The sequence below is a fragment of the Pseudomonas sp. Irchel s3a12 genome (assembly GCF_900187485.1).
In the GTDB taxonomy this organism is placed as follows: Bacteria; Pseudomonadota; Gammaproteobacteria; order Pseudomonadales; family Pseudomonadaceae; genus Aquipseudomonas; species Aquipseudomonas neuropathica.
This window is the reverse complement of record NZ_FYDN01000013.1, coordinates 170,321-192,148: the sequence shown is the minus strand read 5'-3', so window position 1 is coordinate 192,148 and position 21,828 is coordinate 170,321. Positions and strand designations below refer to the sequence as shown.

At 59.2% G+C, this 21,828-nt stretch carries 11 protein-coding genes and 2 tRNA genes; 9 read left to right on the top strand and 4 right to left on the bottom strand.

Annotation, left to right across the window (positions count from 1 at the left end; all coding sequences use genetic code 11):
• Nucleotides 1-192: 192 nt before the first annotated feature.
• Both CKW14_RS21980 and CKW14_RS21975 read right to left on the bottom strand, forming a co-directional pair.
• Nucleotides 193-279 (bottom strand) — tRNA-Leu (locus tag CKW14_RS21980).
• Nucleotides 280-459: 180 nt separating this feature from the next.
• Nucleotides 460-546: transfer RNA gene (locus tag CKW14_RS21975), tRNA-Leu, on the bottom strand.
• 226 nt (nt 547-772) lie between these two features.
• On the opposite strand from CKW14_RS21975, the gene rnr reads away from it, so the two are divergent.
• The 7 genes from rnr (at nt 773) to dnaB (ending at nt 8,070) form a co-directional block, all read left to right on the top strand.
• Entirely contained in the window at nt 773-3,403 is a 2,631-nt protein-coding gene (rnr, locus tag CKW14_RS21970) for a ribonuclease R (RefSeq protein ID WP_095047303.1), read from the top strand.
• Nucleotides 3,400-4,167: a 23S rRNA (guanosine(2251)-2'-O)-methyltransferase RlmB gene (rlmB, locus tag CKW14_RS21965; RefSeq protein WP_095126136.1), complete on the top strand. Its 768-nt coding sequence runs from the start codon at nt 3,400-3,402 to the stop codon at nt 4,165-4,167. The genes rnr and rlmB overlap by 4 nt, the downstream gene beginning before the upstream one ends.
• 306 nt (nt 4,168-4,473) lie before the next feature.
• Nucleotides 4,474-4,896, top strand: a complete 423-nt coding sequence (gene rpsF, locus CKW14_RS21960; RefSeq protein ID WP_016771938.1) for a 30S ribosomal protein S6 — start codon at nt 4,474-4,476, stop codon at nt 4,894-4,896.
• Nucleotides 4,897-4,925: 29 nt separating this feature from the next.
• Nucleotides 4,926-5,156: a 30S ribosomal protein S18 gene (gene rpsR, locus CKW14_RS21955; protein ID WP_002551829.1), complete on the top strand. Its 231-nt coding sequence runs from the start codon at nt 4,926-4,928 to the stop codon at nt 5,154-5,156.
• A 36-nt stretch (nt 5,157-5,192) separates the two neighbouring features.
• On the top strand, nt 5,193-6,086 hold the full coding sequence (locus CKW14_RS21950) for a hypothetical protein (RefSeq protein WP_016983782.1): 894 nt from the start codon (nt 5,193-5,195) through the stop codon (nt 6,084-6,086).
• Nucleotides 6,087-6,105: 19 nt separating this feature from the next.
• Entirely contained in the window at nt 6,106-6,552 is a 447-nt protein-coding gene (rplI, locus tag CKW14_RS21945) for a 50S ribosomal protein L9 (RefSeq protein ID WP_003186385.1), read from the top strand.
• A gap of 120 nt (nt 6,553-6,672) precedes the next feature.
• The gene (dnaB, locus tag CKW14_RS21940; protein ID WP_007915846.1) at nt 6,673-8,070 is read left to right on the top strand and encodes a replicative DNA helicase; all 1,398 of its coding nucleotides are present in this window, start codon (nt 6,673-6,675) and stop codon (nt 8,068-8,070) included.
• Nucleotides 8,071-8,112: 42 nt separating this feature from the next.
• Here the strand turns inward: dnaB and CKW14_RS21935 are convergent, their stop codons facing one another.
• Nucleotides 8,113-12,780, bottom strand: coding sequence for an NEL-type E3 ubiquitin ligase domain-containing protein (locus CKW14_RS21935; protein ID WP_256587272.1), 4,668 nt, complete (start codon nt 12,778-12,780; stop codon nt 8,113-8,115).
• 99 nt (nt 12,781-12,879) lie between these two features.
• Nucleotides 12,880-15,486, bottom strand: a complete 2,607-nt coding sequence (locus CKW14_RS21930; protein WP_256587271.1) for a hypothetical protein — start codon at nt 15,484-15,486, stop codon at nt 12,880-12,882.
• 209 nt (nt 15,487-15,695) lie between these two features.
• Between CKW14_RS21930 and CKW14_RS21925 the strand changes: the two genes are divergently transcribed.
• Both CKW14_RS21925 and CKW14_RS21920 read left to right on the top strand, forming a co-directional pair.
• On the top strand, nt 15,696-18,008 hold the full coding sequence (locus tag CKW14_RS21925) for a YgiQ family radical SAM protein (RefSeq protein ID WP_095047306.1): 2,313 nt from the start codon (nt 15,696-15,698) through the stop codon (nt 18,006-18,008).
• A 503-nt stretch (nt 18,009-18,511) separates the two neighbouring features.
• Complete coding sequence (locus CKW14_RS21920) at nt 18,512-21,787, top strand: DUF2126 domain-containing protein (RefSeq protein ID WP_095047307.1); 3,276 nt, start codon at nt 18,512-18,514, stop codon at nt 21,785-21,787.
• The last annotated feature ends 41 nt before the right edge of the window (nt 21,788-21,828 follow it).

The window sequence follows — 21,828 nt, the reverse complement described above, 5'->3', positions numbered from 1 at the left end:
TCGCGGGGTTCCTCACTGTCGCATTGCAAAAACTTGCAACAATGATAAACGATATTGTTTCTCAAGTGCGCCTTGCGGTGGGACTGGCGTTTTGATAGGTGCGATGGTGATGGGGTTTCGGGAAGCCAGAAACGCAAAAACCCGCTTTCGCGGGTTTTTGTGAAATCCAAGGTCGTAACCTTGAATTTGAATTGGTGCCCAGAAGAAGACTCGAACTTCCACGACCGTAAGGTCACCAGCACCTGAAGCTGGCGTGTCTACCAATTTCACCATCTGGGCAATCATCGCTAGCGTTGCCGCTGTTGATGTGGCGCACTATACGGAGCGCGTTTTGATCTGTAAACCCCTGATTTAATTTTAATAAATCAGTTTTAAGAAAAGCCGGGCTTAGAATGCAAAAAACCCGCTTTCGCGGGTTTTGTGTGAGCCTTGAAACTGATCTAGTCTCAAACTCGAAATTGGTGCCCAGAAGAAGACTCGAACTTCCACGACCGTAAGGTCACCAGCACCTGAAGCTGGCGTGTCTACCAATTTCACCATCTGGGCAGTATCGTTAACGCTTGTGCGTCGTCGATGGCGCGCACTATACGGAGCGTCTTTTTAACTGTAAACCCCTGTCAGCAAAAAATATGATTTTTTTTACCGGCGGTGTTCAAAACGGCTTTCAAGCGACGATACAGACCCTCATAAGGGCCTTATATAGTCGGAAATTTCCCGTTTCATGGCGCCTATGCCAAACTAACCCGCATATAGACAAGGTGAAAACTCTCTAATGGCCGATTGGCAGTCCCTCGATCCCGAGGCCGCTCGTGAAGCGGAAAAATATGAAAACCCTATTCCTAGCCGCGAACTGATCCTGGCGCACCTCGCCGATCGGGGTTCGCCTGCTGCCCGCGAGCAACTGGTCGAAGAGTTTGGTCTGACCACAGAAGACCAGATCGAAGCCCTGCGCCGCCGCCTTCGCGCCATGGAGCGCGACGCCCAACTGATCTACACCCGCCGTGGCACTTACGCGCCGGTCGACAAGCTCGACCTGATCCTCGGCCGCATCAGCGGTCACCGTGACGGTTTTGGCTTCCTGGTGCCGGATGACGGCAGCGACGACCTGTTCATGAGCCCCGCGCAAATGCGTCTGGTGTTCGATGGCGACCGTGCGCTGGCGCGTGTGTCCGGTCTCGACCGTCGCGGTCGCCGTGAAGGCGTGATCGTTGAAGTGGTGTCCCGTGCTCACGAAACCATCGTCGGCCGCTACTTCGAAGAGGGCGGCATCGGCTTCGTCGTCGCGGACAACCCGAAGATCCAGCAGGAAGTGCTGGTCACCCCGGGCCGCAACGCCAACGCGCAGATCGGTCAGTTCGTCGAGGTGAAAATCACCCACTGGCCGACGCCGCGCTTCCAGCCGCAAGGCGACGTGGTTGAAGTGGTCGGCAACTATATGGCGCCGGGCATGGAAATCGATGTCGCCCTGCGCACCTACGACATTCCGCACGTCTGGCCCGAAGCCGTTCTGAAAGAAGCGGCCAAGCTCAAGCCGGAAGTCGAAGAAAAAGACAAAGAGAAACGCGTCGACCTGCGCCATTTGCCGTTCGTCACCATTGACGGCGAAGACGCCCGCGACTTCGACGATGCTGTTTATTGCGAAGCCAAGCCGGGCAAGCTGCGCCTGTTCTCCGGCGGCTGGAAGTTGTACGTGGCGATTGCTGACGTTTCCAGCTACGTGAAGATCGGCTCGGCGCTGGACAACGAAGCCCAGGTACGCGGCAACTCGGTGTACTTCCCTGAGCGCGTGGTGCCAATGCTGCCTGAGCAGCTGTCCAACGGCCTGTGCTCGCTGAATCCGCATGTTGATCGTCTGGCCATGGTTTGCGAGATGACCATCTCCAAGTCCGGCGAAATGACCGACTACTGCTTCTATGAAGCGGTGATCCATTCCCACGCGCGTCTGACCTACAACAAAGTCAGTGCGATGCTGGAAACACCGAAAATCACCGAAGCGCGTCAGCTTCGCGGTGAGTACAACGACGTTCTGCCGCACCTCAAACAGCTTTATGCGCTGTACAAGGTGCTGCTGGCTGCTCGTCACGTACGTGGCGCGATCGATTTCGAAACGCAGGAAACCCGAATCATCTTCGGTACCGAGCGCAAGATTGCCGAAATCCGTCCGACCACCCGTAACGACGCGCACAAGCTGATCGAGGAATGCATGCTGGCGGCCAACGTGGCCACCGCCGAATTCCTCAAGAAGCACGAAATTCCTGCGCTGTACCGCGTCCACGATGGTCCGCCACCGGAGCGTCTGGAAAAACTCCGTGCCTTCCTTGGCGAACTCGGTCTGTCCCTGCACAAAGGCAAGGACGGTCCGTCGCCGAAGGATTATCAGGCGTTGCTGGCAAGCATCAAGGATCGTCCGGATTTCCACCTGATCCAGACCGTGATGCTGCGTTCGCTGAGTCAGGCGGTGTACAGTGCTGATAATCAGGGCCACTTCGGCCTGAATTATGAAGCCTATACCCACTTCACTTCGCCGATCCGTCGTTACCCGGACCTGCTGACGCACCGCGCGATCCGCAGCGTGATCCATTCGAAACAGGACACTCCGCACGTTCGCCGTGCCGGGGCGATGACCATTCCGAAGGCGCGCATCTATCCGTACGACGAGGCGGCGCTGGAGCAGCTCGGCGAGCAGTGCTCGATGAGCGAGCGCCGTGCCGATGAAGCCACCCGGGATGTGGTGAACTGGCTCAAGTGCGAGTTCATGAAAGACCGCGTGGGCGAGTCGTTCCCGGGTGTGATCACAGCGGTCACCGGTTTTGGCCTGTTCGTTGAGCTGACCGATATCTACGTTGAAGGCCTGGTGCACGTCACCGCGCTGCCGGGCGATTACTACCACTTCGATCCTGTGCATCACCGCCTGGCGGGCGAGCGCACCGGTCGCAGCTTCCGCCTCGGCGATACCGTTGAAGTACGCGTGATGCGCGTTGACCTCGACGAACGCAAGATCGACTTCGAGATGGCCGAAAAAACCATCAGCGCGCCGATCGGTCGCAAAAAGCGTGGTGCTGAAACCGCTGCGCCTGCTGCCAAGGCTTCGGAAGAAAAGGCTCCGGCTAAATCCGCCAGCCGTCGTCCGGCCAAGGAAAAAGCGGCAGAAGCCTATCGCCCAAGCGACGCCGTGGCGAAAAACGCCGAGCTGCGCAAAAGCCGTGAAATGAAGAAGGCTCTGCTTTCCGACGCTAAAAACGGTGGTAAAGCGGCGTCCGGGGGAAAGACCGGACGGTCGGCGCCTGAAAAGGCCTCCGGCGGCAAGCCAGCGAAACCGAGCAAACACCGTAAGGGGCCGCCAAAAGCGGGCTCCGCTCCAGCCAAAAGTGGCGGGGCACGTAAACCGAAGGCGAAGTCATGAGTCAGTTGGAAAAAATCTACGGCGTTCACGCGGTAGAAGCGTTGCTGCGTCACCACCCGAAACGCGTCAAGCAGATCTGGCTGGCGGAAAGCCGCAACGATCCGCGCGTGCAGACCCTGGTTGAGCTGGCCAACGAAAACCGTGTTCAGGTCGGCCAAGCCGAGCGTCGCGAAATGGACGCCTGGGTTGAAGGCGTGCACCAGGGTGTGGTCGCGGAAGTAAGCCCGAGCCAGGTCTGGGGCGAAGCCATGCTCGACGAGCTGCTCGATCGCACTGAAGGCGCGCCGCTGTTACTGGTGCTCGACGGCGTGACCGATCCGCACAACCTTGGTGCTTGCCTGCGTTCGGCGGATGCGGCCGGTGCGCTCGCGGTGATCGTGCCGAAAGACAAGTCGGCGACCCTGACGCCGGTCGTGCGTAAAGTCGCTTGCGGCGCGGCGGAAGTGATTCCATTGGTTGCCGTGACCAACCTCGCTCGCACCCTGGAAAAACTTCAGCAGCGCGGTCTGTGGATTGTCGGTACTGCGGGGGAGGCTGAGGTCAGCATTTATGACCAGGACCTGACTGGCCCGACCATTCTGATCATGGGCGCTGAAGGCAAAGGCATGCGTCGCCTGACCCGCGAGCACTGCGACTATCTGGTGAAGCTGCCGATGGCCGGTAGCGTCAGCAGCCTCAACGTTTCGGTTGCGACGGGCGTGTGCCTGTTCGAAGCGCAGCGTCAGCGCGGTGCAAAAGCCAAGACTACTGCCAAGAAATCCTGATCTGCTGCAAATCCCTCGTAGGAGTGAGCCTGCTCGCGATAGCGGTGCAACATTCAGCATCAAAGTTGAATGTTGCCCCATCATCGCGAGCAGGCTCACTCCTACATTGTTTTGTGGGAAGGCGAAGATCGGTGATTGTTCAAATAATCACCAATTGCCTTGCACCTCTTCTGTCCCTTCTCTACAATTGCGCCCCTTGCTGTGACGGCAGGCACGCATGTGCCCCGCGCCAGCAAGTCCATAAGTGTCATTCACTCCTTGTCTGACCGTTTTTGAGCGGCAGGCTACAACCCGTAAGGAGCATTCATGCGTCATTACGAAATCATCTTTTTGGTCCACCCGGATCAAAGCGAGCAAGTCGGCGGCATGGTTGAGCGTTACACCAAGCTGATCGAAGAAGACGGCGGCAAAATCCACCGTCTGGAAGATTGGGGCCGTCGTCAACTGGCCTACGCAATCAACAATGTTCACAAGGCTCACTACGTGATGCTGAACGTTGAGTGCACTGGCAAGGCCCTGGCCGAGCTGGAAGACAACTTCCGCTACAACGATGCAGTGATCCGTAACCTGGTCATCCGTCGCGACGAAGCCGTTACCGGCCAGTCCGAGATGCTCAAGGCTGAAGAAAACCGCAGTGAGCGCCGTGAGCGTCGCGACCGTCCTGAGCACGAAGGCGCCGAAGGCACCGATAGTGATGACAGCGACAACAGCGATAACGCTGACGAGTAATCCACGGACCTTATTAAGGAGCCTATCAAATGGCACGTTTCTTCCGTCGTCGTAAATTCTGCCGCTTCACCGCTGAAGACGTGAAAGAGATCGATTACAAAGATCTCAACACTCTGAAAGCCTACGTATCCGAGACCGGCAAAATCGTTCCAAGCCGCATCACCGGTACCAAAGCTCGTTATCAGCGTCAGCTGGCCACCGCTATCAAGCGCGCCCGCTTCCTGGCCCTGCTGGCCTACACCGACAGCCACGGCCGCTGAGACCGGGCAGTCGACAAGTAGCAAAGGATTGAATGCATGCGTGCCTTAGCTGAGTTCATCATGCGAGGCCGTATGCAGGCCACTCTCGTGGTGGCCGGATGTGCAACACTGCCGTTGTTGTATTGGTTGGGTGCTGCCGCGGGGAGCCTTGTGCTGCTGCGGCGCGGACTGACGGACGCCCTGGGTGTTCTGTCTCTGGGGCTGCTGCCGGCGTTGATCTGGTGGCTGTATGCCGATGACCCACGGGCACTTCTGGTGCTGCTGGGGTCTTCGGGGCTTGCGTTGGTTTTGCGCGCAAGTGAATCCTGGGTCCGCACGCTGCTGGTCAGCGTAGTGATTGGAGTGGTGTTTTCGGTGGTGCTCGGGGCAGCGTTTGCGGCCCAGATCGAGATGCTCGCGCAGGCCTTGATAAAGGTCATGCCGGCGCTTCTTGGTGAAACCTACAAGCAATTGTCGGTCGATGAGCAAGCGCGTTTCGCGTCCCTGATTGCACCGGTCCTGACCGGACTGATTGCGGCGCTGTTGCAGATCGTCAGCGTGCTGAGCCTGATTGTCGGGCGGCATTGGCAGGCGTTGTTGTACAACCCGGGTGGTTTTGGTCGCGAGTTTCGCGCCATCCGGATCCCGCTGGGGCCGGCGATGTTGCTGCTGGCGTTGATGCTTCTGGGCCCGAATCTCGGTGCACAGATGGCCATGTTGACGCCGTTGTGCAGTGTACCGCTGGTGTTCGCCGGACTCGCCCTGATTCACGGGCTGGTCGGGCAGAAGCGACTGGCCGGTTTCTGGCTGGTGGGGTTGTACGTCACGCTGCTGTTGTTCATGCAGCTGATCTATCCGTTGCTCGTGGTCCTGGCCATTGTCGACAGCCTGATTGATTTTCGCGGTCGTCACGTGTCGAAAGACACCGATAACGCGAACGGTGAAGGTTAAAAGTTAAGAGGATTTCCACATGCAACTGATCCTTCTGGAAAAAATCGCCAACCTGGGCAACCTGGGCGACAAAGTAAACGTTAAGGCCGGTTACGGCCGTAACTACCTGCTGCCTTTCGGCAAAGCTACCGCTGCAACTGCTGCCAACCTGGCTGCGTTTGAAGAGCGTCGTGCTGAGCTGGAAAAAGCTGCCGCAGACCGTAAAGCATCGGCTGAAAGCCGTGCTGCCCAACTGGCCGAGCTGGAAGTGACCATCACTGCCACCGCTGGCGACGAAGGCAAGCTGTTCGGTTCGATCGGTACTCACGACATCGCTGACGCACTGACCGCCTCCGGCGTTGAAGTTGCGAAAAGCGAAGTTCGTCTGCCGAACGGCACCATCCGCAACGTGGGTGAATTCGACGTGGCTGTGCACCTGCACGCCGAAGTTGAAGCCACCGTACGCGTTGTCGTGGTAGCAGCTTAAGTAACACCTGATCGGCTGGCGGCTTGTCCGTCAGACGGTTAACATCGGGCACGATCCTGTTTACAGGTCGTGCCCTTTGTCTTTCTGAACTCCCTGTTTTTCCAAATTACACAAGTGGCCATGAACGATATCTCCGCTCCCGAGCAATACGATCTGCAAACCGCTGCCCTGAAGGTGCCGCCGCATTCCATCGAGGCCGAACAGGCTGTACTCGGTGGTCTGATGCTGGACAACAACGCCTGGGAACGCGTGCTCGATCAAGTCTCCGACGGCGATTTCTATCGACATGACCACCGTCTGATTTTCCGTGCGATCGCCAAACTGGCCGATCAGAACATGCCGATCGACGTTGTGACCCTGTCTGAGCAACTGGACAAGGAAGGCCAGACCTCGCAGGTCGGTGGCCTCGGTTACCTCGGTGAACTGGCGAAAAACACGCCGTCCGTCGCCAACATCAAGGCCTATGCGCAGATCGTTCGTGAGCGAGCGACGTTGCGCCAGTTGATCGGCATCAGCACCGAAATCGCCGACAGCGCCTTCAACCCCGAAGGCCGCACCGCCGCCGAGATTCTCGACGAAGCCGAACGCCAGATCTTCCAGATTGCCGAGGCCCGGCCAAAAACCGGCGGCCCGGTAGGTGTGAATGACTTGCTTACCAAGGCCATTGATCGCATCGACACCCTGTTCAACACCGACAACGCCATCACAGGCCTGTCCACCGGCTACACCGACCTCGACGAGAAGACCAGTGGCCTGCAACCGTCCGACTTGATCATCGTCGCCGGCCGTCCGTCGATGGGTAAAACCACCTTCGCGATGAACCTGGTGGAAAACGCCGTGTTGCGCAGCGAGAAGGCGGTTCTGGTGTACTCCCTCGAGATGCCAGGCGAATCGCTGATCATGCGTATGCTCTCCTCGCTTGGGCGCATCGACCAGACCAAAGTGCGTTCCGGCCAATTGGAAGACGATGACTGGCCGCGCCTGACTTCGGCGGTCAACCTGCTCAACGACCGCAAGCTGTTCATCGATGACACTGCCGGCATCAGTCCGTCGGAAATGCGTGCGCGGACCCGACGTCTGGTGCGTGAACACGGTGATGTCGGCCTTATCATGATCGACTACCTGCAACTGATGCAGATCCCCGGTTCCAGCGGTGACAACCGCACCAACGAAATTTCCGAAATCTCGCGATCCCTGAAAGCGCTGGCCAAGGAATTCAACTGCCCGGTGGTGGCGCTGTCGCAGCTCAACCGTTCCCTCGAACAGCGTCCCAACAAGCGCCCGGTGAACTCCGACTTGCGCGAATCCGGAGCGATCGAGCAGGACGCCGACGTGATCATGTTCGTGTACCGCGACGAGGTCTATCACCCGGAAACCGAACACAAAGGCATCGCCGAAATCATCATCGGCAAGCAGCGTAACGGCCCGATCGGTTTTATCCGCCTGGCCTTTATCGGCAAATACACGCGCTTCGAAAACCTCGCGCCGGGCAGTTACAACTTCGACGACGACGAGTGACAGCAGGCCGAAGTTCATCGGCCTGCTGCGACGCTGTATCGATTACAGCGTTGCGCCACTCGCCCCTGGGTTTTCCTGCGCAGGTGTGACGTTGGCAGAAGCCGCCTCGATTGTTGTTCGAGGCTGCAATTCCTGCCGCGTCAGCGTCTGGATCAATGTCGCTTCGACGATCGCCAACTGCGCCGTCACATCATCGGTTTGCGATTTGTATTGAGCTTCGCTCAGCAGTCTTTGTGATGACTGGCTGTCGAGAATTTCCTGCCGATCCTGAAACGGCTGGCGACTCGCATCGAATTGCGCCTGGTATTTGTGAATGATGAAGTCCTGCCAGAAATTCATCGACACCAATGCCTGAAACTCTTCAGGCGAACCATTCAGCGTCAAGACTTTGCGATATGCCGCATCCAGCATTGCCGGGGTAACGCCGGCCATGCCGATAAACGTGAGTGCCTGTGGCTGAAACGGCAATTGCAGCCGATCCCTGAGACCAAAACGGTAGGCCATGGTCATTTCATGGGGATCGCGTATGCGCAGGTTGTGGCTGTTTCGCAGCTCCCGGGAGGTTGCCGGATCGTCAATGATCGCCCTGCTTGAAGCGATCTCTGCCGCTGCGATGTCGTCGACCTGTTTGAGCCGGAACAATCCTTTGGACAGCGCCACCAAGGGGGCGCCATTCATATCGAGCCTGGCCTGTATGCGCGCCCTGTGAGTCATGGCCAGGACCTGCAGATCGGTGAAGGTGGCTGCGGCAAGGTCAGTGCAGCCGGCTTCGCACGCGCGATCGAACAGTTCTCGACGCAAGGTTCGCGACTGTGGATTGTCCTGGCTGATGACATCGATCACGTCCCAGACCTGGCGCCGGAAGTCGGCATGGTGCGCACGGCTCGCGAGGATGTTGAAGAAGCCGTCTGAGCCTTGCTGCTCGCGCAACGTGCGCCATTGAGTGTTTCTGGCGATCGCTTGATCAGCGGGTAGTCCACTGGTCCAGATCGGAGAGGGGTCTGCGGCTGCCCTTGCAATGGGGCGTTGTGCCAAGGGGAATGACGTTGTGAACAGGTTGAATCTGTTGTGAAGCCCGGTTTGGGCTTCGTCCAGTTGTCTGCGATAAACGCCCATTTGTATCCGCGTCTCATCGGTAATCGGATTATTCGTCAATAACGTGCCACTGTTCACCTGGACCGAATGCGCCAAGCGCTCCGGGGGCGGAGCAGTGACAAAGTCAGGAATCGTGGTGATCTGATTGTTGCTCAGATCGATCCGGGCCAGCAGGGGTTGATCAAACAGCCCGGTTGGCCACTGCGTGATGCCGGTGTTCGCCAGGGTGACCTCGCGCATATCGGTGATCAGGCTGAAATCCGGGATCACACCGAGCTGGGGATTGTTGTCGATCCAGAGTGCTCTGAGCGTTGTGCGTCCGGCCAGTATCCGCGCCGTTTCTGCATTGAGTTCAAGTTGGTTGTGCTGCAGGAACAGGCGCGTCATCCCGTGCATTTCTCCTACTGCCGGGGGCAAGTCCCTGAGGCGATTGTTCGACATGTCCAGCCAGCGCACATGACGAAAACGGGTGAGGAAGCCTTCCGGTGACTCCGTCAGGTTCATGCCGCTCAATCTGAGTGAACCCACATGGCTGAAGTCGATGCTCAGATCCGGCAGGGTCGGCAAGGTCAGGCCGCTCAAGTCCAGTTCCAGACCGATCGGTGTGCCGTCGAAAGCATGTTTTTGCGCCGTCTCGCGGCGCCAGCAACTGATGATCCGATCCCGCGCTGCAGTGCGGTCATTACGGGTGGTGGCGTTGATTTGCAGCTGATTGGCACGCACGTAACGCAGGCGGTTGCCGCCCCCGGAAAAGACCCAGTCGTCGAGCTGGGTTTTCAGAAGATCGAATTCTTGTTCCAGCGCGAGCAAGCGTGGTGCCACGGTGCCTTTGTCATGATTCCAGATGAACTCCCTGCACTCCTTGATGGTTTTGCTCGGGAACAGGTTTCGATAACGCTGCGCCCTGGAGTCTTCGCTATCGAATACGGCGGGATGGGCCGGCTCCATCAGCTCGGGGTGAGACTCTTTAAGGCGTCGCCAGTAGCCGTCGAATTTTCGCCAGTACACGGAGGGGAAGTCGTTGCCTTCAAGGCGCGTGACATTGTTGATCCGCGCGACGACAGCCAGCGTCTCGGGTGTCGGGTTGAAATTGGCCTGGGGAACCTCGCTCAAGCGATTGTCGCGCAGGTCCAGGTGGTTCAAAGCGGTTTTGTCGAGCAGCCCGGCAGGCCACTGACTGAGGCCCGTGTTTTTCAGGTTCAATGCCTGCAACCCGGACATGGCGCTAAAGTCGGGCACTGCCCGCAGTTGATTGTTGGACAGATCGATCTGTTTCAACTGGTGCAATGCACCGAGTGCCAAAGCGCTTTGCTCATCCAGTTTTATCTGGTTTGAACTCAGATCCAGATAGTTGAGTTTGTCCATCTCGGCGATTTTTTGCGGCAGTTTATCGATGCCGGAGTTAACGATGGTCAGGCTTTCCAGATTGGGGCAATTGGACAGAAGCGTATTGGCGGTGTCCGACCAGATTACCGAGTCGAGACTGAGGGATTTGATGTGACTGAAGTCCACGGTCAGCAGGGGTAATGGACCGTACAGCGCTGGCAGTTTCAGTTCGCCGTCCGAATCGCCCAGCCAGCAGCCTCTGATGATTCTTGCCAGGCGGGTAGCGTTGACTCTTTCCGGGCCCATGGCTTGGGCCGGGCCGGGTTGGCTGTCGGCGATGTAGGCCTGCAGTTGCGTTTCCAGTAGCTCGAAACCGGCAATGCGTCGCGCGATCTGCTCTTCGGCGCCATCACCCAGGGCGAGCAAATATTCCCTGGCGGCTTGCGGATTCTTGTCTGGATACATACGCCGCACCATCGCCACTTCGGGAATGTCGCCATCCAGTCTGAACGCGTCTGCGCGGGAGCCCGTGCGCATCGCCGGATAGTCGGCCACTACGCGGCGCCAATAAACCTCAAGCGTTCGCCAGTAACCGGCCGGGAAGGGGTTGCCTTCAATCAGGGTGACCGAGTTGATACGGGCGATCGCCAGTAGTTCATTGTTTGACGGGTCAAGGATCGGCTGTGGAATTTCGCGCAGTTGGTTATGGCGCAAGTCGACCACGTCCAGTGCCACCTGATCGCGTAAACCGCTGGGCCAGTGATCCAGTCCGGTGTTGCTCAGGTTCAATGACCGAAGTTGCGACATGCCGCGAAAGTCCGGGACTCTGCCAAGCGGGTTGCTCGACAGGTCGAGGTGTTCAAGCTGCTTGAGTGCGCCCAGTTTTACTGCTGCCTGCTCATTGAGCTGGATTCGGTTCGAGCTCAGCTCCAGAGCCTTGAGAACGGTCATCGGCGCGATATCGGACGGCAACTTATCCAGGGTGGAGTGAGTCACCGACAGTTTCTCAAGGTTGGGAAAACTGCCAAGGAAGGTATCGGCGGTGTCCGACCAGGCGACCGCTTTCAGCTCCAGAGTTCTTACATGGCTGAAATCAGCCGTCAGCGGCGCAAGGATTGCCTCTCCCAAATCAAGTTTCAGCGTCGTTCCCGTCTGCCGCTTCCAGCAACGTTTTATTTCTTCGACAGCACGCTCCACCGCGGGATGTGCAGCTTCGTTGGGGGCCTGCGAGGATGTCTTCCTGATCCAGGACGCGAGATCCGCCTTGAGCGCCCTGTAACTGGCCTCGCGTTGGGACAGATAGCCGCGGACGTCATCTCCGTGCGAATGCAGAAGCCGGGTGATCTCATCGCTGTCGAGGGCCGGGAAGAGCTTTCGAGCGCGGGACTCTGGCGTGCGCAAATGATTGATCGCGCTGGCAAACCGTTGCAGCAGGCCAGGATGCGCGGGGCTGCCTGGCTCGCTGCGGAACATGCCGCCGGCACCCCCGACCGCCGTTCCCAGCCAGCCTTCGCGAGCATCGTAAATGATCGGCTCCGAGCGCCCGGGGCGTGTAGCGATGTAGGTATTGGTGCTGTCGCTGGCCACCGGATCTTGCGCACGGACGATACGCATCACCGCTGTCGACGGGGTCGAGGCATCGGTGTCGTGCAGAACCTGATAACTGTGGTTGTCGATCACCGCATAGAGTTTACCGTTGAGCCGGTGAAGGCCATCGCTGCCCCTTTGAATGCCGCTGAAATCCAGTGGCGTGCGGAAAGCTTCCAGGCGGCTGCTCGACAATGGCACACCGATCGGCTCGAAGTGTTCCAGCTCATGCCAGAGTCCCGCGCTGGAGTCACGCAGCAACACGGGCCCCGAGGGACTGGATTCGCTGGGCAGCCTGGCCCGATACAGTCCTGTTTGCGCATCTTTTCCGAGCAGCACGATGCCGCCGGGTACATCGGCATATTGGCGGCCCTTGTGCGTTCTCAAGCCGTCAGCGTTGCGATCCGACAAACCGCTCGCCGTAGGCACCCAGTAGTGTTCCAGGGACTGGCTAGCCGCACGCGGATTTTCAATCGGCAACGCGGGTCGATGAATGGTGATGCTCGGAGCCGGCTCGATCGCGTCGATATCGGCTGGCGTTGGTAAGCGGCCCGGTCGTGGTGTTTGCCCACCGGGTATCGAGACCTCTAAATCTGTGCGCGGTGGCAGGTCGAGGCGCGGGGTGTCCACGTCTGGCACAGCGTTTTGGCGAACCGGGGGATTGCCGGAATTGTTGCCTCTGGGGGGCGATTTAACGGGCATGTCTTTCTATCCTTGCAGGTTTGCGCATCAGTTCGCCTGAACGGGAGCTGATGGCAGGGGCGGCGTCATTGCCTGATTGATCGTGTGGCCCTGAGTCCTTTACTCAGGCCTGGAAGGCACGCCAGCCGGGCTGGCCAGTGCAAATATTTTGCTCGCGGTCTTGCCATCGAAGGTCTGGCGCCAGATGGCCACGTGCGGCAAGCCAGCCTGTTCATCGCGGCGCTGAGACTCGATGCCGCGTCGGCTCTGTTCGAGGGTTTTGAGGTGACCGCCTCTTGTGGTGAAATTCAGCGGCGCGGCGTCGTGTTGGTCGTAGTGGAAATGTGCCTCCCACAAGGGGGCGTCGTCGGCGCGATCAGTGATCGAATAAACGTCGAGAAACGACTTGCCCTTGCCTTTGCCCGATGGCTTGCGATCAACGGTTTTGCTCACGCTGACTTCGTCGGCATCCATCAGATAGTTCAAACGCATGATGTCGAGCACGTCCCTGTTCTTGTACATGCGCACCAGAACACTTTGGCCATGCGCGTCCAGTGACTCGGCAGCGCTTCGCAAGCGCGTAGCCAGGTCGAGGATTTCGGTGTCCGCGTCTTCATGGCTTTCCAGGCGCCTTGCCTGCTCGTTCAGTCGCTCAGTCTCTTTACTCAGGTCTTCGACAATATCGGTCGGATTGGTTTTTCTCGCCTCGTCCACCCTGGCCTTGGCAACGTGTTGTTCGACGTCGGCCAGTAACCGGTTGGCCTCGACGACCAGCTGTGGTCTGGGTGTACTGGTGATGGGCGGGCGCACTGGCAGCCATTCACCTTGTCTTTTTTCGTAGCGAGCGGATGGAGAGCCGGGGCGCAACGGGTCCGGAACCCTGACGATGACATTGCCGTCCTGAGCCGTTTCCGTTTCACCGACCAGAACCCGGTAAGTACCGTGTTGGCGGACCCGGAAAACTTTCCTGGGCGTTAACGGGCGGGAGCTTTCGGAAGGGTCGGGGAGCGTTGGAAGGAAGTCAAAATCGATATCGTGGTCGATGTTGGGCAGTTCGCGGTCGCGCCCGATCGACTCCAGAATGTCGCTGAGCCTGTTATCGATTCGCCTCTCGAGTGGGTCGATCAAACTTAGGATTTCCTTGAGGTACCCGGCCCGAGAGGCATCGCTGTCAGCGTGGGTGGCCAGTTGCATTTCAAATCGTGATTTGTCCGCCCTGATCTGATCCAGGCTCAAAAGCAGTGCCATGGGGTGCTCGTGTTGCGGAATGTTTTTCAGGTCTCCGGTGACCAGATCGACGCAGGAAAGCGACGGCATGGTGGTATTGGGCGAATGGTCGGGCGTGCCCGCATACAGGTGCACGTAGAGGGTCAGCTTGTTGAAGTTGATGCGCTCGGGCGACGGCACTTGCTGCCTGATTTCTTCGAGTATCGGTGCCGCTCCCGGGTCGGCTTTTCTGATTTCTGCCAACACCACTTCACGTTCTTCGATAAACCTCATCTTCTTGTTCAGGTGAGGGATGATCCGCTTGCAACTGTCGGCATCCAGACTGGAGACGGTAGGCTTGACCCGCAGGTCCATGGCCGCCATGAGGCGGTTCAGAAATTCGGCGCGTTCTATGCGGAAAGTCTGCAGTTCCTGCTTGAATAGCCCGCTGGCTTTCGCAAGGGTCAGCCATTTTCTGTTGAGCACCAGCGACTCTACGAAATCCGCCTGTTTTTGCACATGCTTGAGCAAATGCACTTCCAGGCTCAGCAGTTTTGCGTTTTGCTCTGCACTGCCCTGCGGCAGTTTCTGGGTTTCTGCCCAGAGCGTGTTGTGGCGCTCCGACGAATTCGTCAATTCCGTGTGGGCCTTTTGAAAAGGCTCATGCATCTGCAACAACGTGTCTTTACTCAGGCGGGCAATCTCCGCGTCCTGAATACCTCCCTTCAGCTCTGGCAAATGATAAACCCAGCGATTGCCCTCATCGCGCCGCACAGTCCGCGTTTCGCCGCTGCGGCTGGCGCGGTAGATATTTGCGATATCGGTTGCCACGGGGTCTTTCGGGTTGACGATACGCCACGCTTTTTGTGTCGCCGTGGAGGCACTCACATCGTGCATGACCTGATAAACGTGGGTGTGCAGGGACAGGTACAGTCGGCCCTCGTGGCGCAATAACCCGTCGCTGTCGGCCTTGGCGCGTGTGATTTCGAGATCCGTGCGCAACGTCTGCAGGTGAGGGTCAATCAAGGTCACGGCGTCACCGTCCTTGAGCGAATGCCACAGACCGCTGTCGGTGTCGCGCAGCAGTAGCGGACCCGTGGCAACCCGCTCGGCTGCGAGTTGGGCGCGGTAGAGGCCGGTCTGCGGATCGATGCCGACCATCACGATGCTGCCGTGCGCGACATCGACGTATTCGCGGCCCTTGTACATCCTCAAGCCCTCGGTATTGGCCTGGGGCAAACGGTCAGGTGCGGGGATACGGTAACTCTCCAGCGATTTTGCTCCCGTTGCGCCCGTTTTCACCGAGGCGGTTGCTGTGTGCGTGATGACGACGGGAGACGGTCTTGTTACCTCAGGGCTGGCAGTGCCGTGAGTGCCGCCCGGACGCGTCACAGGAGGGACAGGCAGGGACGGTTCAGGCCCCGTCCGTGGCGCTCGCCCGGTATTGCCTTGCTGCGGCGCATCCGGGCTGGTTGGGGTCTTGACTTTGATGCTGCCCTTGGCGGGCTGTTTGGGTGACATTGCTTCATCCTTGAAGGGTTGCCACATCAGTCGGCGCAGGCACCGGACTGATGAATGTTAAGTTTGAACGATGATTTTTTTGCCTGTTACGGGGTATCGGGCAGGCTCGACGCGGGTTGTAAGAGAAACCGACCATTGCCGTCGGAATTGGTTATTTTTTGTGCTATATTCCGCGCCCGCGAATTTTCACTTCAACACCGGTCGTCGACATGCAAGCAGCCAAGCCGTTATTTGACTATCCAAAATATTGGGCCGAATGTTTCGGGCCAGCGCCATTCCTGCCGATGAGCAGGGAGGAGATGGATCAGCTTGGCTGGGATTCGTGCGACATCATCATTGTTACCGGTGATGCCTACGTCGATCACCCGTCGTTTGGCATGGCGATCATTGGCCGGCTGCTGGAGTCCCAGGGCTTCCGTGTCGGGATCATTGCCCAGCCGAACTGGCAGTCCAAAGACGATTTCATGAAGCTCGGCGAGCCGAACCTGTTCTTCGGGGTTGCGGCGGGCAACATGGACTCGATGATCAATCGCTACACCGCGGACAAGAAAATCCGTTCCGACGACGCCTATACGCCCGGCGGCATGGCCGGCAAGCGTCCGGACCGCGCGAGCCTGGTCTACAGCCAGCGCTGCAAAGAAGCCTACAAGCACGTGCCGATCGTGCTCGGCGGCATCGAAGCGTCCCTGCGCCGCATTGCCCACTACGACTACTGGCAGGATCGCGTGCGTAACTCGATCCTGATCGACGCCAGCGCCGACATTCTGCTGTACGGCAACGCCGAGCGCGCGATCGTCGAAGTCGCCCAGCGCCTGTCCTACGGGCACAAGATCGAAGACATCACCGATGTGCGCGGCACCGCGTTCATCCGTCGCGATACGCCGAAAGACTGGTACGAAGTCGACTCGACGCGTATCGACCGTCCGGGCAAGGTCGACAAGATCATCAACCCGTACGTGAACACTCAGGACACCCAGGCCTGCGCCATCGAGCAGGAAAAAGGTCCGGTCGACGATCCGCAGGAAGCCAAGGTCGTACAGATCCTGGCCAGCCCGCGCATGACCCGTGACAAGACCGTGATTCGCCTGCCATCGGTAGAAAAGGTGCGCGGCGACGCCGTTCTGTATGCCCACGCCAACCGCGTGCTGCACCTCGAAACCAACCCGGGCAACGCCCGTGCGCTGGTGCAGAAGCACGGTGAAGTCGACGTCTGGTTCAACCCGCCGCCGATTCCGATGACTACTGAAGAAATGGACTACGTGTTCGGCATGCCTTACGCCCGTGTCCCGCACCCGGCGTACGGCAAGGAGAAGATCCCGGCCTACGACATGATCCGTTTCTCGGTGAACATCATGCGTGGCTGCTTCGGTGGCTGCACCTTCTGCTCGATCACCGAACACGAAGGCCGGATCATCCAGAACCGTTCCGAAGAGTCGATCATTCGCGAAATCGAAGAGATCCGCGACAAGGTGCCAGGTTTCACCGGCGTCATTTCCGACCTCGGCGGCCCGACCGCGAACATGTACCGCATCGCCTGCAAGACACCGGAAATCGAATCCGCGTGCCGCAAGCCGTCCTGCGTGTTCCCGGGCATCTGCCCGAACTTGAACACCGACCACTCGTCGTTGATTCAGCTGTACCGCAGTGCTCGTGCTTTGCCGGGTGTGAAGAAAATCCTGATCGCCTCCGGCCTGCGTTACGACCTCGCGGTCGAATCGCCGGAGTACGTCAAAGAGCTGGTGACCCACCACGTCGGTGGCTACCTGAAGATCGCCCCGGAACACACCGAGGAAGGTCCGCTCAATCAGATGATGAAACCGGGCATCGGCAGCTATGACAAGTTCAAGCGCATGTTCGAGAAGTACACCAAGGAAGCGGGCAAAGAGCAGTACCTGATTCCGTACTTCATCGCCGCCCACCCAGGCACCACCGACGAAGACATGATGAACCTGGCACTGTGGCTCAAGGGCAACGGCTTCCGCGCCGACCAGGTGCAGGCGTTCTACCCGTCGCCGATGGCCACCGCCACCGCGATGTACCACTCGGGCAAGAACCCGCTGCGCAAGGTCACCTACAAGAGCGACGGCGTGACCATCGTCAAGAGCGAAGAGCAGCGTCGTCTGCACAAGGCGTTCTTGCGTTATCACGACCCGAAAGGCTGGCCGATGCTGCGTGAAGCGCTGATCCGCATGGGCCGCGCTGATCTGATCGGTTCGGGCAAGGATCAGTTGATCCCGACCCATCAACCGGCGACCGACAGCTACCAGAGCGCCCGTCGTAAGAACTCGACGCCAGCCGGCAGCCATAAAGTGGCGAAGGACGCTAAAGAGAAGACCACCAAGATTCTCACCCAGCACACTGGCTTGCCGCCACGTGCCAGTGATGGTGGTAACCCTTGGGACAAGCGGGAGCAGGCCAAGGCGGCGGCGTTTGCCCGTAACCAGCAGGCTGCGAAAGAGCGTAAAGACGCCGCGAAAGGCAAAGGGCCGAAGCCGACCCGTAAGCCGGTCGTACCGCGCTAAAGAAAACGCCAACCTTCGGGTTGGCGTTTAGCGTTTCTGCCGTTGGATTTATGCAGGTCGCAAGATCCATCCCCCTCACCCCAACCCTCTCCCCCAAGGGGGCGAGGGGGAAGGGAGCAGATCTCCATGCTTTTCAAAACTTGAGTTCGACTCAGGACTTTCAGGTCGGCGTATCTCCAACAGCCACCCCTCCCTACCCCCCCCCCCCGGGAGAGGGGTAGGGAGGGGAGCAGATCGCTGTGCTTTTCAAAATCGAAGTTCGACTCGAAGTTTCAGGTCGGTGTAGCTCGCTTAGTCAACTCGGTCAGTCCCCTCTCCCTCTGGGAGAGGGTTAGGGTGAGGGGCTCTTCGCAACATTTACGTGCAATCAGCCCAAACCATTTCCCCGCATCGCCCGATTTTGGTGCTGTACTGCCCTAAGCATTCCGGGAAAGCGCCCAAGCCTCTGCATGGCATAAGTTTTGCGCGCTTTCGAATACGCTTAGGCTCGCAGGAGGCACGCCGTGTCGATTCATGTCGCATTGCATCACGTCACGCATTACCGCTATGACCGCGCTGTCGAACTCGGCCCGCAGATCGTACGTCTGCGCCCGGCCGCCCACAGCCGCACGCGGATTCTGTCGTATGCCCTGAAAGTCTCGCCCGAGCAGCATTTCATCAACTGGCAGCAAGACCCGCAGGGCAACTACCTCGCGCGATTGGTGTTTCCCGAGAAAACCAATGAGTTGCGCATCGAAGTCGATCTGCTCGCCGAAATGGCGGTGTTCAACCCGTTCGACTTCTTCCTCGAACCCTACGCCGAGAAAATCCCTTTCTCCTACGCCGCCGATGAGCGCAAGGAACTGGCGCCGTACCTCGAAACCCTGCCGCTGACGCCGAAATTCAAAGCCTATCTGGACGCCATCGACCGCACGCCGCTGCCGGCGGTGGACTTCCTTGTGGCGCTCAACCAGCGCTTGAGCGAAGACATCGGCTACCTGATTCGCATGGAGCCGGGCGTGCAGACCCCGGAACACACCCTTGAACACGCCTCCGGTTCCTGCCGCGATTCGGCGTGGTTGCTGGTGCAACTGCTGCGCAACCTCGGGTTGGCCGCGCGGTTTGTCTCCGGTTATCTGATTCAACTGACCGCCGACGTGAAAAGCCTCGATGGCCCGTCCGGCACTGAAGTCGATTTCACTGACCTGCACGCCTGGTGCGAGGTGTATCTGCCTGGCGCTGGCTGGATCGGCCTGGACGCCACGTCCGGGCTGTTCGCCGGCGAAGGGCATATCCCCTTGGCGTGTAGTCCCGATCCGTCCTCGGCGGCACCGATCAGTGGCTTGGTCGAGCCGTGCGAATGTGAATTCAGCCATGAAATGTCGGTGGAGCGGATATGGGAGGCGCCGCGCGTCACCAAGCCCTACACCGACGAGCAGTGGCTGGCGATTCAGGCGCTGGGACGGCAGATCGATGCCGATCTGCTGGCGGATGACGTGCGCCTGACCATGGGCGGCGAGCCGACCTTCGTTTCCATCGATGACCCGGATGGCGCCGAGTGGAACACCGCCGCGCTGGGGCCGGCCAAGCGGCGACTTTCCGCTGAACTGTTCCAGCGCATGCGCAAGCATTACGCGCCGCAGGGTCTGGTGCATTTCGGCCAGGGCAAGTGGTATCCCGGCGAGCAACTGCCGCGCTGGTCGCTCAATTGCTATTGGCGTCGCGACGGTGTGCCGATCTGGCACAACAACGCACTGATCGCCGATGAGCAGCAGGACTACGGAGCGGATGGCGAGTTGGCCGGACGCTTCCTCGCCAGTGTCGCCGAGCGCCTGAAATTGCCTACACGTTTTGTCTTCCCGGCCTACGAAGACAATTTCTACTACCTCTGGCGCGAGGGCACGTTGCCGAGCAATGTCAGCGCCGAAGATTCACGTCTTGAGGAACCGCTTGAGCGCGCACGCTTGCGCAAGGTGTTCAGTCAGGGCCTGAACAAGGTGATCGGCCAGGTATTGCCGCTGGCGCGCACCGCCAAGGGTGATCAATGGCAGAGCGGGCGCTGGTACCTGCGTGACGAGCATTGCCGACTGGTGCCGGGGGATTCGCCGTTGGGCTATCGCCTGCCGTTGGGGTCGCAGCCGTGGGTGAAGGCCGCCGAGTATCCGTTCATTCATCCTCAGGATCCGAATCAAGACTTCCCTGAGTTGCCGGAAACCGCGCAGCTCAACAGTCATGGCGAACCTGCCACGACAGACGAACGCGTGCCGAAAATCGACGAATCCGCCGACTGGCTGACCCGCACCGCGTTTTGCGCCGAGGCCCGCGAGGGGCGTTTGTACCTGTTCATGCCGCCGCTGGAGCGGGTTGAGGATTATCTGGAACTGGTGGCCGCCATCGAAGCCACCGCCGAAGAGCTGCATTGCCCGGTGCTGCTGGAAGGCTATGAGCCGCCAAGCGATCCGCGTCTGAGCAATTTCCGCATCACCCCGGACCCGGGTGTGATCGAGGTCAATGTGCAGCCGTCGGCGACTTGGGACGAGTTGGTCGAACGCACCGAATTTCTCTATGAAGAGGCGCGCCAGACCCGCCTGACCACCGAGAAATTCATGATCGACGGTCGTCACACCGGCACCGGCGGTGGTAACCATTTCGTTCTCGGTGGGGCGACGCCGGCGGACTCACCGTTTCTGCGCCGCCCGGATCTGCTGCGCAGCCTGATCAGTTACTGGCACAACCATCCATCGTTGTCGTATCTGTTTTCCGGCTTGTTCATTGGCCCGACGTCTCAGGCGCCGCGTGTCGATGAGGCGCGTAATGATGCTTTATATGAACTGGAAATCGCTTTTGCGCAGATGCCGGAGCCGGGCGAGGAATGCGCGCCGTGGCTGGTTGATCGACTGCTGCGCAACCTGCTGATCGACGTCACCGGCAATACGCACCGTGCCGAGTTCTGCATCGACAAACTGTATTCACCGGACGGCGCCACCGGGCGTCTCGGCTTGCTTGAGCTGCGTGCCTTTGAAATGCCGCCCCATGCGCGCATGAGCCTGGCCCAGCAGTTGTTGCTGCGGGCGCTGGTCGCGCGTTTCTGGCGCGAACCTTATGCGCCGCCGAAACTGGCGCGCTGGGGCACTGAACTGCACGACCGTTTCCTGCTGCCGCACTTTATCGAACAGGATTTCGCCGATGTCATCGTCGAACTGAACAACGCCGGTTATCCGCTGCGCGCGGAATGGTTCGCAGCGCATCTGGAGTTTCGTTTTCCCAAGGTCGGCGATTACGCCGTCAACGGCATCGAACTGGAGCTGCGTCAGGCGCTGGAACCGTGGCATGTCCTGGGCGAGGAGGGCGCGGCTGGCGGCACGGTGCGTTATGTCGACTCATCGCTGGAGCGTTTGCAGGTCAAGCTCAAAGGCCTGCCGCCGCAGCGCTATATGCTGACCTGTAACGGCATCGCCGTGCCGTTGCATCCGACCGGACGGGTTGGCGAGTTTGTCGCGGGTGTGCGTTACCGCGCATGGCAGCCGGCCAACTGCTTGCAACCGACCATCCCCGTGCACGCACCGCTGGTGTTCGACCTGCTCGACACCTGGATGGGCCGCTCGCTGGGCGGTTGTCAGTACCACGTCGCGCATCCGGGCGGGCGCAATTACGAGACGTTGCCGGTCAATGCCAACGAAGCCGAGAGCCGGCGGATGGCGCGATTCTTCCGCGTCGGACACACGCCGGGGAAACTTCCTGTACCGAATATAGAAATCAGTGACGAGCTACCGATGACAATCGATTTGCGACGTTTCTAAGGCCTACGCGACACGCGGATTTTTCGTATATCCGCGCGTCA

Bases quoted from the DNA above. Each gene is read 5' to 3' on its own strand.
- dnaB (WP_007915846.1), top strand. From the start codon at position 6,673: ATGAACGATATCTCCGCTCCCGAGCAATACGATCTGCAAACCGCTGCC.
- CKW14_RS21930 (WP_256587271.1), bottom strand. From the start codon at position 15,486: ATGTCACCCAAACAGCCCGCCAAGGGCAGCATCAAAGTCAAGACCCCA.
- CKW14_RS21950 (WP_016983782.1), top strand. From the start codon at position 5,193: ATGCGTGCCTTAGCTGAGTTCATCATGCGAGGCCGTATGCAGGCCACT.
- CKW14_RS21925 (WP_095047306.1), top strand. From the start codon at position 15,696: ATGCAAGCAGCCAAGCCGTTATTTGACTATCCAAAATATTGGGCCGAA.
- CKW14_RS21935 (WP_256587272.1), bottom strand. From the start codon at position 12,780: ATGCCCGTTAAATCGCCCCCCAGAGGCAACAATTCCGGCAATCCCCCG.
- rpsR (WP_002551829.1), top strand. From the start codon at position 4,926: ATGGCACGTTTCTTCCGTCGTCGTAAATTCTGCCGCTTCACCGCTGAA.
- rplI (WP_003186385.1), top strand. From the start codon at position 6,106: ATGCAACTGATCCTTCTGGAAAAAATCGCCAACCTGGGCAACCTGGGC.
- rpsF (WP_016771938.1), top strand. From the start codon at position 4,474: ATGCGTCATTACGAAATCATCTTTTTGGTCCACCCGGATCAAAGCGAG.
- rnr (WP_095047303.1), top strand. From the start codon at position 773: ATGGCCGATTGGCAGTCCCTCGATCCCGAGGCCGCTCGTGAAGCGGAA.
- rlmB (WP_095126136.1), top strand. From the start codon at position 3,400: ATGAGTCAGTTGGAAAAAATCTACGGCGTTCACGCGGTAGAAGCGTTG.